Source organism: Massilia sp. UYP11 (assembly GCF_050434805.1).
In the GTDB taxonomy this organism is placed as follows: Bacteria; Pseudomonadota; Gammaproteobacteria; order Burkholderiales; family Burkholderiaceae_D; genus Telluria.
The window spans coordinates 68869-81659 of the sequence record NZ_JBNDJE010000003.1 but is presented as its reverse complement, the minus strand read 5'-3'; the positions used below and the strand labels follow the sequence as shown (position 1 = coordinate 81659).

Below are 12791 nucleotides of genomic sequence, written 5' to 3'. Positions count from 1 at the left end.
CGTCAAGTCTTACTTGTGCAACGCGTTCAGCTGGCGGGCGATGATGTCGTGGTTGAGCCACAGTACCGGCGCGATTTTTTCCGACGCGCCATGGAACATCAACGGGCCGGCGCCTTCCAGCACCAGGCTCGACAGGTGATCGGTGATCAGCGCCTTCTTGTCCTTGTGCAGGGCGGTGATGGCTTCCGAGGTGCCGATCATCACCTCGGCCAGCGCCGGGGTGTTGTCCATCGGCCAGGCTTCGAAGTTGCGGAAGGTGGCGCTGGTCGCATCGTTATTGTACCCCTCGATGGTGTCGAGCAACTGCTGGAGCGAGGTGCCTTCGCCCAGCAGTTCCTCGCAGATGCGCCACTGCTCGTCGGCCCAGGCGCCGCCGCCCTCGCGCTTGAGCGCGCGCAGCAGCGGGAACAGCGACAGCTCGACGCCGACGAAGATGTCGGACGAGTTGGTGCGGATTTCCGGGCAGTTGAACACGGTCGCCAGCGTGCCGTTCTTCCAGGCCGCTTCGGCGATCGATTCCAGGCGCATCTTGGCGTAGCCCTGGGTGTAGTTGGTGTAGGTCTGCCACTGGTATGCGTCCTGGATGAGGATCTCGGTGCCGTGGTAGCCATAGGCGGTGTAGCGCACTTCGCCGCCGGATTGCTCGACGCGTGCGCGGATCGGTGCCGACGCGTCGATCAGGTACTTGAGCGTGTTGGCCGAGACTTCGTCGAAGTTCATCAGGATCAGCTTGCCCAGGTCGCTGTCGAGCAGGGCGCGCGACGACATGAAGCGTTCGCCGCGGCCCTTGTAGATGCGGTTGGCGATGGCCAGGAAGGCCTTGATCTTCGGGATGCCGCCGGCCATCGTGTGGGCGAAGAAGACATTGGCGCCTTGCGGCACCAGCTTGTCGATCTCGCCCATGACGGTCGCTGCCGCGCTGGTGAAGCGCGCCACGCCTGCCGCGCGGCAGCGCTCGATGCGTTCCCAGTCCAGCTTTTCTTCCTGCCAGTTCTTCAGGGTGATGCCGGACAGCATTTCGGTCGGGTTCTGTTCGCCTTCCGGGGCGTCCATGTCGAAGCCGGCCATCAACGGCACGTTGATGATGCGCCCGCCCAGTTTCTCTTCCGCTTCGGCCAGCTCTTCGTCGTTCAGGGCGCGCAGGGCGCCGCTGTCGTCGCGGCGGCCCACGGTAATGCCGACGATGGTCATGCCGGCGGCGCGCGCCTGGTCGATCAGGCCGTTCACATAGCCGCGGCCGAACAGTTCGCCGAACAGGACGAAGACGTCGCCCTTGCGGAACACATTGGCTTCAGGGATATGGCGGAGAGGAGTCAAATCGGTCATATTATTAGCTGCCTATCAAAAGAGTTTGTAGGGGCGTTTTGTCATTGATAAAACGTGGCATTGTACACACCCGCTACACCCTCGGGAATGCCTCCCCGAGGGTTGCATGAGGGCGCTCTACCGCCGGCAGCGCCGGCGCCAGGACACGCCCCTGCCTTGCGAATTCAACGGATACGCATGCCCGGCGTCGCGCCAGGCATCGGGTCGAGCAGGTACAGGCCCGGATTCTGCTTTTCGTCGGCTGCCGAGGCGCACAGGACCATGCCTTCGGAGACGCCGAACTTCATCTTGCGCGGCGCCAGGTTGGCGACCAGCACGGTCAGCTTGCCGATCAGGTCTTCCGGCTGGTGGGCAGACTTGATGCCCGAGAACACATTGCGGTGACGGCCTTCGCCGACGTCCAGGGTCAGGCGCAGCAGCTTGCTCGAGCCGTCGACGTGTTCGCAGTTGACGATTTTCGCCACGCGCAGGTCGATCCTGGTGAAGTCGTCGATCGAGATTTCCGGCGCCAGGGCTTCGATGTCGCTGTCGCCGGCCGAAGCGGACTGCGGCGCTGGCGCTGCCTCGGCCTTCGGCGCCGGCGCGGCGATTGCGGGCGCGGCCGCCGGCGCGGCGGCCGGCTTGTCGAACAGGTTCTCGACCATCTTGGCGTCGACGCGCTGCATCAGGTGGTTGTAGGTGCCGATGGTGCGGCCGAGCATGGATTCATAGACGGCGGCGCCATGGGTGTCGGCCCAGCTCAGTTCGGTGTCGCCCAGGAATTCGGTCACGCGCGCCGCCACGTTCGGCAGCACCGGCGCCAGCATGATGGTCAGCTGGCGGAACAGGATGAGCGCGGTGGTACACACGTCGTGCAATTCGCCGGTCTTGCTCTCGTCCTTGGCCAGCAGCCATGGCTTGTGTTCGTCGACATACTGGTTGATGACGTCGGCGATTTCCATGATCTCGCGCAAGGCGCGGCCATATTCGCGCGCTTCAAAAGCGGCGGCGATGCTGGTCTGGCGCTCGGCGCCGTCCGCCATCAGCGCCTTGCAGATGGTGTCGCGGGCGGTCTGCGACAGGCTGTCGGCCAGCTTGCCGTCGAAGCGCTTGGCGATGAAGCCGGCGCAGCGGCTGGCGATATTGACGTACTTGCCGATCAGGTCGCTGTTCACGCGGGCCACGAAGTCGTCGCCATTGAAGTCCAGGTCCTCGACCCTGGCGTTGAGCTTGAAGGCCAGGTAGTAGCGCAGCCATTCCGGGTTCATGCCCAGCTCCAGGTAGCGCAGCGGCGAGATGCCGGTGCCGCGCGACTTGGACATCTTTTCGTTGTTCACGGTCAGGTGGCCGTGCACCGCGACCTTCAGCTTGTCGATGATCGGGTGGCCCGAGAAATTCAGCATGGCCGGCCAGAACAGCAGGTGGAACGAGACGATATCCTTGCCGATGAAGTGCAGCTGCTCGGCTTGCGGGTCGTGCAGGAAGGCGTCGAAGTCCTTGCCCTGTTTTTCGAAGTAATTTTTCAGGCTGGCCAGGTAGCCGACCGGCGCGTCCAGCCACACGTAGAAGAATTTACCCGGCGCATCCGGAATCGGGATGCCGAAGTAGGGCGCGTCGCGCGAGATGTCCCAGTCGGCCAGCTTCTCGCCTTCTTCGCCCAGCCATTCCGAGACCTTGTTGACCATCTCGGGCTGCAGGCGGCCCGGGGTGTTCAGCCATTCTTTCAGGAAGGTGAAGCAGCGTGGATCGGACAGTTTGAAGAAATATTGCTCCGAGGGCTTCAAGACCGGGGTCGAGCCGGTGAACACCGAGAACGGGTTGATCAGTTCGGTCGGCTGGTAGGCGGCGCCGCACACTTCGCAGTTGTCGCCATACTGGTCCTTGGCGTGGCAGACCGGGCATTCGCCCTTGATGTTGCGGTCGGCCAGGAACATGCCCTTGGCAGTGTCGTAGAAGCGGTCGACGGTCTTGGTGACGATCAGGCCGGCCTCGACCAGCTTGCGGTAGATGCCCTGCGACAGTTCGACGTTTTCCGGCGAATCGGTCGAATACCAGTTGTCGAAGGCGATATGAAAGCCGTCCAGGTATTGCGCGCGGCCGGCGGCGATCTTGGCCACGAATTCCTGCGGCGTGATGCCTTCTTTCTCGGCCGCGATCATGATCGGCGTGCCGTGGGTATCGTCGGCGCAGACGAAATGCACCTCGCGCGGCTGGCCGCCCTGCTGGTTACCCTCGCGCTGCATTCGCTGGAAGCGGACCCAGATGTCGGCCTGGATGTACTCCATCATGTGGCCGATATGGAAGGCAGCGTTGGCGTAGGGCAGTGCGGTGGTGACGAACAGCTTGCGGGTCATGGTGTCGAAACGCTCGGGTTATGAATGAAAAGAAGCATTTTACCAGTGGATGGCCCTGCGCGCTCAGGGGGTATTGGCCAACTTTCGGCCCTCCGGACCAGCCAGTGGCCCATTTTGCGCTACACTTCGCCCCAATATCATCCGGAGAGCACCATGAGCATCACTGAGAACGACATCAAGACCGCTTTGTCGGAAGTCATCGATCCTAACACCCAAAAAGATTTTGTCTCGACCAAGTCGATCAAGAACATCAAGATCGACGGCGCGCAAGTGTCGTTCGAGCTGGAGCTGGGCTACCCAGCCGCCAGCCAGGTCGAAATGCTGCGCGGCATGGCGGCGGCGGCCGTGCTGGAACTGCCCGGCGTCGAAGGCGTGGCCATTCGCGCCTACAGCAAGATCGTGTCGCACACCGTGCAGCGCGGCATGAAGATCATGCCGAACGTCAAGAACATCATCGCCGTCGCCTCGGGCAAGGGCGGTGTTGGCAAATCGACCACGGCCGTCAACCTGGCCCTGGCCCTGGCCGCCGAAGGCGCCAGTGTCGGCATGCTCGACGCCGACATCTACGGGCCGTCGCAGCCGATGATGCTGGGCGTGTCGGGCCGTCCGGTCAGTCACGACAACAAGAGCATGGAGCCACTCGAGAACCACGGCATCCAGGTGGCCTCGGTGGGCTTCATGATCGATCCGGATGAGCCGATGGTGTGGCGCGGCCCGATGGCCAGCGGCGCCCTGCAGCAGCTGCTCGAGCAAACCAACTGGCGCGACCTCGATTACCTGATCGTCGACATGCCGCCAGGCACCGGCGACATCCAGCTGACCCTGTCGCAGAAAGTGCCGGTCACCGGCGCCGTGATCGTCACCACGCCGCAAGACATCGCGCTGCTCGACGCGCGCAAGGGCCTCAAGATGTTCGAGAAGGTCGGCATCCCGATCCTGGGCGTGGTCGAGAACATGAGCACCCACACCTGCTCCAACTGCGGCCACACCGAAGCGATCTTCGGCCATGGCGGCGGCGAGAAGATGTGCGCCGACTTCGGCATCGATTTCCTGGGCGCGCTGCCGCTGACGATGGCGATCCGCGAACAGGCCGACGCCGGCCGTCCGACCGTGGTCGCCGATCCGGACGGGGCGGTGTCCGCCGTCTACAAGCAGATCGCGCGCAAGGTCGCGATCAAGATCGCCGAAAAGGCGAAGGACATGAGCAGCAAGTTCCCGAGCATCGTCGTCAAGAACGACTGATCCAGGGCGGGGCCCGCGCCCCGCGCCGTTCCCTCCCGCTGACGCGCGCCCGCACCTGTTGCTGGCGCGCGTCATTCGTTTCGCATCCCGAAAACTGGCCTGATCGGCGAGCATTTTCCTGATAACTATCTGTTTGAAAATAAAGTCGTTAGGAAATTCCCTACCTAAACTCTGACCTTGGGCGACCAGGGCACACGTGTGCAAAACGGGTATTGGGAATGACATGGACGACGACAGCACACAGCGGTGGAGCGGGCGCTACCTGGGTATCGCGCACCGCTTCATCCCGGCCGCGCTGCAGCAGGATGCGGCCCAGGCGGCCCGCGCCGGCAACGTGGTGAATGCGGCGGTGATGGCCGGCACCGCCGGGCCGCTGTACGCGCTCACCTATTGGCTGCTGGGCCTGGAGACGGCCGCGCTCGAGATCCTGCTGTGCTGCCTGGTGATGCTGTCGGCGCCGCCGGTGCTGCGCCTGACCGGCAGCGTGGTGGCGGCGCGCGAAGTGTTCCTGTGCGCGCTGTTCTTCAATTTCAGCTGGCTCAGCTGGCACCTGGGCGGCATCGTCTCGCCCACCGTCAGCTGGCTGATCACGGGGCCGGTGGTCGCCATGTTCCTGGGCGGAAAGCAATGCGCCGGCTTCTGGCTGGCCATGAGCTGCGCCAGCGCCACCCTGATCTACCTGCTGGAGGCGACCGGCGTGGCCCAGCCGCTGACGCCGCAGGCCGACATGCCGCTGCTGCACCTGGTGTGCGACCTGGGCCTGTACGTGGTGGTGCTGGTCTTCGTGCTGCTGTTCGAGCTGACCAAGAACGACGGCTTTGCGCGCCTGCGCCGGGCGCTGGCCACGATCAACGAGCTGGCGACCCGCGACGAGCTGACCGGCATCCATAACCGCCGCTTCCTGCTCGACCTGGTGGAAAAGGAAAAGGAGCGTGTCGACCGCAACGGCGGCGAGTTCTGCCTGTGCCTGTTCGACATCGACTTCTTCAAGCGCATCAACGACGCTTATGGTCACGCGGCCGGCGACACCGTGCTGCGCGCCTTCGCGCGGACGGTGCAGGACCAGCTGCGCGCGCTCGACGCCTTCGGCCGCTATGGCGGCGAAGAGTTCCTCCTGATGCTGCCCGAGACGCCGGCGGCGAGCGCGCTCGCGCTGGCCGAACGGGTGCGCGGCGCGGTCGAGGGCCTGCGCTGCCTCGACGCCGGACGCACGATCACCCTGACGGTCTCGATCGGCGTGGCCGAATACCGGCTGGGCGAGAAGGTGGCGCACACCATCGTGCGCGCCGACCAGGCCCTGTACCTGGCCAAGTCGGGCGGCCGCAACCGGGTGCTGTGCCACGGCGAGGATGGTCCGGCCGAAGTGGCGAAAATCCTGGCCGCGCCGGTGTCCGCATCCGGCGCGCACCTGCGCGCGCCGCTGGACGGCGCCGAGGTCTTCCCGCGCGGCGACGCCGGGCACGACCAGCTGACGGGCCTGCTGAGCCGGCGCCTGCTGCGCGACCGCCTGCGCCATGCGATGGACCGCGCGCGCCGCAACGGCCGCGTGGTGGCGCTGCTGCTGCTGAACATCAACCGCTTCAAGGAAGTCAACGACGCCCTCGGCTACGAGGCCGGCGATATCCTGCTGCACGGGGTCGGCGGCGCGATCCGGCGCTGCCTGCGCGATTGCGACACGGTGGCGCGCTGGGGCGGCGACGAATTCGTGGCGCTGCTGGAAGACCTGGGCAGCCAGGCCGACGCCCAGCTGGTGGCCGACAAGATCCTCGACCGCTTCACGGCGCCGTTGCCGGTGGCCGGACGCGATTGCACCGTGACGCTGGCGGTCGGGATCGCGCTCTATCCGGCGCCGGACTGCGACGCCGACGCGCTGCTCAAGCGCGCCGACGTCGCCATGCGCAGCGCCAAGGGCTGGGGCCAGAACGTCGTGCGCTTCTATGAGGGCAATGCCGGCGGCGCCGGCGCGCCGTCGGCGCCGCGCAGCGAGCGCCTGGCCCTGAAGAACGGTTTGCGCGACGCCCTGGCGCGGGGCCAGCTGTTCATCGAATACCAGCCGCAGGTCGAACTGGGCGAGCGGCGCGTGATCGGGGTCGAGGCGCTGCTGCGCTGGGAACATCCGGTGTACGGCCGGATCGACCCGGGCCGCTTCATCCCGCTGGCCGAGGAGACCGGGATGATCGTCCCGATCGGCGAGTGGGTGCTGCGTTGCGCCTGCCTGCAGAACCGCGCCTGGCGCGCCGCCGGCCTGCCGGAGATAAAAACCGCGGTCAACCTGTCGGCGCGCCAGTTGCGCGAGCCGGGCCTGGCCGGGCGCATGCTGGCCATCGTGGCCGAGACCGGGATGCCGCCCGCCTGTCTCGACCTCGAGATCACCGAAGGCATCCTGATCGAGGACCTGGCGGCCAATTGCGTCGTGTTGAGCCAGTTGCGGCGCGCCGGCGTGCTGGTCTCGATCGACGACTTCGGCACCGGCTATTCGAGCCTGAACTACCTGTGCGAGCTGCCGGTGGACATCCTCAAGATGGATGGCCTGTTCGTGCGCCGCCTGGGCGCCGCCAGCGGCCGCGCGCGCGCCTACGCCGTCGCCGACAGCGTCGTGGCGATGGCGCACCGCCTGGGCCTTTCCGTGATCGCCGAGTCGGTCGAGACAGCCGAGCAGCTGGGCGACCTGTGCGCGATGGGCGTCGACGCCGCCCAGGGTTACCTGTTCGACCGGCCGCTGGCGCCCGAGCTGGTGGCGGCGCTGCTGGGGCGCCAGCAGCGCGAGTGCGCCGAAGTCACGCTCCCGCCAACCCGCATTCTTGAATCCGTAGCTGGAGGACGCCGTGCAGAATGAACCGATTCCCTTTGACCCCATGCGTGATCCGGCGGTCCTCGGCGCTTCCGGCGCCCTGGACGGCAGCGTCGCGGAATATGCCCAGCCGCGTGGGCCGGACCTGCTGCGCCGCGGCGGCGCGCTCGACGCCTGGGTGCAGCTGCGCGCCCGCCACGGCGTGTGGCCCTACGGCAGGGTGCTGGAGGGCCCGCCCGGTCCGCTGGCGAGCGTGGCCGCCGACGGGGCGCCGCCGGTGCGCGGCATCAATTTCGCGTCCCAGGACTACCTGTCGCTGGCCGCCCACCCGGCGGTGCACGAGGCGGCGCAGCGCGCGCTGCACGACGCCGGGCCGCACAGCGCCGGTTCGGCCGTCTTGCTGGGCAATACCCGCCATTCCCAGGCGCTGGAAAGCGCGCTCGGCGAGCTGCTGGGCCTGGACCAGCTGGTGCTGTTCCCGACCGGCTGGGCGGCGGCCTTCGGCGCGATCACGGCCCTGGTGCACGCGTTCGACCATGTGGTGATCGACGCCCTGGCCCACGCCTCGCTGAGGCAGGGTGCGGCCTGCGCCACCCGCAACGTGCTGGTGTACCGCCATCTCGACTGCGACCACGTGCGCGAGCTGCTGGCGCGCATCCGCGCGCTGGACGCGGCGGGCGGCATCCTGGTGGTGACCGAAGGCCTGTTCAGCATGGACGCGGACAGCCCCGACCTGCCGTTGCTGCAGCACCTGTGCCGCGAATACAACGCGACCCTGCTGGTCGACGTGGCGCACGACCTGGGCGCGCTGGGGCCGGGCGGCGGCGGGGTGGTGGCCAGCCAGCGCATGCAGGGACGGATCGACATCGTGATGGGCAGCTTTTCCAAGACCTTCGCCACCAACGGCGGCTTCGTCGCCTGCGCCAGCCAGGGAGCGCGGCGCCAGCTGCAGCTGTACGCCGGGCCGCACATGTTTTCGAACGCCCTGTCGCCGATGCAGGCGGCGGTGGCGTTGGCAAGCCTGCGCGTCGCCGTCTCGAGCGAGGGCGACGCGCTGCGCGCCGACCTGCTGCGCAACGCGGTCGAGCTGCGCGCGCTCTTGGCCTGTTCTGGCCTCCATTGCCTGGGCGAGCCCTCGCCGATCGTGCCGGTCTGGACCGGCCTCGAGTCGGCCGCGCGCGTGGCCGGCATGCTGCTGGCGCGCAATTCGGTGTTCGTCAACCCGGTCGAGTTTCCCGGCGTGCCGCTCGGCGCGGCGCGGCTGCGTCTGCAGCTGATGGCCCATCACACGCCGGCCCAGTTGCGGCGCGGGGCCAGCCTGGTGGCCGACGCCTGCGTCCGCGCCGGGGCCGGCGCCTTCGTCGACAAGTCGCCGCGCCAGACCTACCGGGAGCGCTGCCATGGCTGAGGGCGAGCCGCTGCAGGCGGCGTTGGTCCTGCGCCAGCTGGAGCGCCACGCGCGCACCGCGCCCGAACGCATCGCCTTCACCTTCCTGCGCGAGGACGGGCGCGAGGAATCCCTCAGCAATGGCGAGCTGGCCGCGCGCGTCGATGCGCTGGCCGGCCTGCTGGCGCAAGAGGCCGCGCCGGGCGAACGGGCATTGCTCCTGTATCCACCCGGCCTGGCGTTCGTGACCGCCTTCTTCGCCTGCCTGCGCGCCGGCCTGGTGGCGGTGCCGGCCCAGCTGCCGCGCCGCCACGAAGGCGAGCGGCGCCTGCGCGCGTTGCTGCTCGACGCCGATCCGGCGCTGGCGCTGGCCATGCACGACGCGGCGCCCGGCCTGGCTTTCGTGATGGATGGCGGGCGCACGCGCCTGCTGTGCGTCGACGGGACGCAAGGCGTTGCGGCGCCGCCGTCGGCCCGCTTGCCTGCGCAGTGGCCACTGCAGTTGCCGCCGATTCCGCCCGAAGCGCTGGCCTTCATCCAGTACACCTCGGGCTCCACCATGGCGCCGCGCGGCGTCGAGGTCGGGCATGCCAGCCTGGCGGCCAACGTCGAAATGATCCGCGCCGCCTTCGGCTTCGACGCCGACAGCGTGATGGTGAGCTGGCTGCCGCCATTTCACGACATGGGCCTGGTGGGCAGCATCGTCACGCCGGTCAGCGTGGGCTTTCGCTCGGTCCTGATGGCGCCCGCGACGTTCCTGCGCCAGCCGCTGCGCTGGCTGGAGGCAATCCACGCCTACCGCGCCACCTGCGCCGGCGCGCCCGATTTCGCCTGGGACTTGTGCGCGCGCCGCGCCACGCTTGACGACAAGGCCCGGCTCGACCTGTCGTGCCTGACGGTGGCCTACAACGGCGCAGAGCCGGTGCGCGCGGCCACCGTGCGTCGCCTGTTCGCGGCCTTCGCCGAGTGCGGTCTGCGTCCGGGCGCGATGTTTCCCTGCTACGGCCTGGCCGAGCACACCTTGCTGGCGGCGGGCGGTCCGCGCGGGCGGACGCCGCGCACCTTCGCGCTCAGCCAGTCGCGGCTCGAGGCGGGCCAGGTGCGCGAGGCCGACCGCGACGACCGCGACGACCCCGATGCGCGCGAGCTGGTGAGCTGCGGCCCGCCGGCGCCGGGCGTGGAGCTGCTGGTGGTCGATCCGGACAGCTGCCGCCCGGCGGGCCCTGGCCGGGTCGGCGAGATCTGGCTAACCGGCGCGGCGGTGGCGCGCGGCTACCGCAACGCGCCCTCGGTGGCGCAAGCCGCTTTCGAGGCCCGGCTGGCGGACGGCGCCGGCCCCTGGCTGCGCACCGGCGACCTCGGCTTCGTGCGCGACGGCGAGCTGTACATCACCGGGCGCTTGAAAGACCTGGTGATCGTCAATGGCCGCAACATCTATCCGCAAGACGTCGAGATGCTGGTGGAAGAGGTGGCCGGCTTCCTGGAGCCGAACCGCTGTGCGGTGTTCGGCGTCGACGATGGCGGCCAGGAGCGGCTGGCGATCGTGCTGGAAGCCGACCGCCGCCTGCTGCGCATCGCCCGCCGTGGGCGCGGCGACGCCGCCAGCCTGGCCCAGATCGAGGCGCTGGTCGGGCGCATCCGCAGCGCCGTGGCCAGCCGCTTCGGCACCACGGTCGACCTGCTGGTGCTGGTGCGGCCCGGATCCTTCCCGCGCACCAGCAGCGGCAAGGTGCAGCGCGCGCTGTGCCGCGCGCTGGCCGCGCGCGATGAACTGGACGTGGTGTACGCCGCGCGGTATCCAGAGCGCGAGCAGTATCCGCGCCGCCGCAGCGCTGATGGGGGCGGCCCGGACGCGGCCGGGCAAAGCCGGCGCACGGCGGACGAGATGCGGCACTGGCTGCGGCGCTGGGCGCCGCGCCGGCTCGACTCGCGCCTGATGGACGAGCGCCGCACGATGCCGCCGCACGTCCTGCTCGACCTGGGCAATCACGGCTTTCTCGGCATGCAGGCGCCGGTTGCCCTGGGCGGCAAGGCGCTGGCGACCGGCGACCTGCTGCGCCTGATGGAGCAGCTGGCCGCGATCGACCTGACCCTGGCGACGGCGGTCGGGGTGCACAACGGCCTGGGCTTGCGGCCCGTCCTGCGCTTCGCGCCCGAGCGCCTGCGCGCGGCAGTGGCCCCGCACCTGGCCGGCGGGCGCCAGCTGGCCGCGTTCGCGCTGACCGAGCCGGCGGCGGGCGCCAATCCGCTGGCGATGCGCACCCGCGCCCAGCGCTGCCCAGGGGGCTGGCGCCTGAAGGGTGACAAGCACCTGATCGGCCTGGCCAACTGGGCCGGCTGGATCACGGTGGTGGCGCGTGCGCTGGACGAACAGGGGATGGCGCTGGGAACGGTGGCGCTGCTGCTGCCGGACGACGCGCCTGGCCTGTTCCATGAAGCCGAGGCGCTGACCATGGGCATGCGCGCCATGGTCCAGAACGCGCTGCGTTTCGACGACGTGTTCGTGCCCGACAGCCACGTGCTGGGCCAGCCGGGCGCCGGGATGGAGGTGGCGCGCGACGCGATGGCCTTCGCCCGGCTCGGCATCGGCGCGCTGTGCCTGGGCGGCATGAAGCGCTGCGCCCAGCTGATGCTGCGCTATGCCAGCCGGCGCGACGTGGCGGGCGGGCGCCTGCTCGAGCATCCGGTGACGCTGGCGCGCCTGGAGGACCTGACCGGCGCGATCGGCGCGCTCGAGGCGCTGGTGCGCGCGCTCGGCGCTTACGACGATCAAGGCCGTGGCCAGCGCGGCCTGCCGCAGGAAGCCTGCATGGCCTGCAAGTGCGTGGCCTCGGAGCTGCTGTGGGAGGCGGCCGACATGCTGATGCAGCTGCTCGGCGGGCGCGGTTACCTGGAGCCGAACCTGGCGCCGCTCCTGATGCGCGACGCGCGCGTGATGCGCATCCTGGAAGGGCCGACCGAGGCCCTGTACGTGCACCTGGGCGCCGGCGCGCTCGACGGCGGTTGCCTGGCGTTCGCCGCCGACGTGCTGGACGCGCCCGGAGGACAGGAGGTCGTGCTGCAGACGCGCGCGGCGCTGCTGAAGGCGGGGGCGGCCTGCCCGAGCCATGCGGCCGGCGAACTGTGCGCCTGGACCCTGCTGGTGACGGCCTGCGGCGACGGCCCGTCCGCCCCCTGGGCGCGGCGCCGCTGGTCGGCGTTGCTGGCGCAGCTGCGGCAGCCCGGCGCGCAGGCGGCGCCTGCGGCCGTGGCGGCGCGCATCGCCGCCTATGCCGACGCGATCGGCACGCCGGACCAGGCGGAGGCGGGGGAAGATCGCGCGCGCGATCCGCTGCTGGAACCCGACCGGGCATCCGGCGCCAGGGAGGCGGCCGTGCCGGCGCCGGCGCCGGCACGGTTGGCGGCGCCGGCGCCGGACGGCCCGGACGACACCCGGGAGCTGGTGCGGCGCTGCCTGCTGTACGGGCTCGATGGCGGCATCGAGACGCTGGACGACGACCAGCCGTTCGCCGAGGTGGGACTGGATTCGCTGTCGGCGATGCCGGTGGCCCTGGAGCTCGAGCGCCAGACCGGGATGACGATCAACGCCGAGCTGTTGTATGAGTACCAGACGGTGGCGCAGCTGGCCGCCTATCTCGATGCGCGCAGGGCGGCCGGGGCGGCGCAGGAAGGGGCAGCGCAGGCAGGGGCGGCGGGCGGCTGACGGATGCGG

At 69.2% G+C, this 12791-nt stretch carries 6 protein-coding genes; 4 read left to right on the top strand and 2 right to left on the bottom strand.

The window, feature by feature from the left end:
- Positions 1–9 precede the first annotated feature (9 nt).
- Entirely contained in the window at positions 10–1326 is a 1317-nt protein-coding gene (locus tag ABIB38_RS06995) for an enoyl ACP reductase FabMG family protein (RefSeq protein WP_429202951.1), read from the bottom strand.
- A 164-nt stretch (positions 1327–1490) separates the two neighbouring features.
- Positions 1491–3659 (bottom strand): methionine--tRNA ligase, encoded by a 2169-nt coding sequence (metG, locus tag ABIB38_RS06990; protein ID WP_429202949.1) that lies wholly within the window; start codon positions 3657–3659, stop codon positions 1491–1493.
- A 153-nt stretch (positions 3660–3812) separates the two neighbouring features.
- Between metG and apbC the strand changes: the two genes are divergently transcribed.
- The 4 genes from apbC to ABIB38_RS06970 all read left to right on the top strand — a co-directional run bounded on the left by apbC (position 3813) and on the right by ABIB38_RS06970 (position 12782).
- The gene (apbC, locus tag ABIB38_RS06985) at positions 3813–4901 is read left to right on the top strand and encodes an iron-sulfur cluster carrier protein ApbC (RefSeq protein WP_429202947.1); all 1089 of its coding nucleotides are present in this window, start codon (positions 3813–3815) and stop codon (positions 4899–4901) included.
- A gap of 223 nt (positions 4902–5124) precedes the next feature.
- Complete coding sequence (locus tag ABIB38_RS06980) at positions 5125–7737, top strand: putative bifunctional diguanylate cyclase/phosphodiesterase (RefSeq protein WP_429202945.1); 2613 nt, start codon at positions 5125–5127, stop codon at positions 7735–7737.
- Positions 7727–9100 (top strand): aminotransferase class I/II-fold pyridoxal phosphate-dependent enzyme, encoded by a 1374-nt coding sequence (locus ABIB38_RS06975; RefSeq protein WP_429202943.1) that lies wholly within the window; start codon positions 7727–7729, stop codon positions 9098–9100. The genes ABIB38_RS06980 and ABIB38_RS06975 overlap by 11 nt, the downstream gene beginning before the upstream one ends.
- Positions 9093–12782 carry an AMP-binding protein gene (locus ABIB38_RS06970; protein WP_429202941.1) on the top strand — a complete coding sequence of 1230 codons (3690 nt, stop codon included), beginning with the start codon at positions 9093–9095 and terminating at the stop codon, positions 12780–12782. Before ABIB38_RS06975 ends, ABIB38_RS06970 begins: the two co-directional genes overlap by 8 nt.
- Positions 12783–12791: the final 9 nt, after the last annotated feature.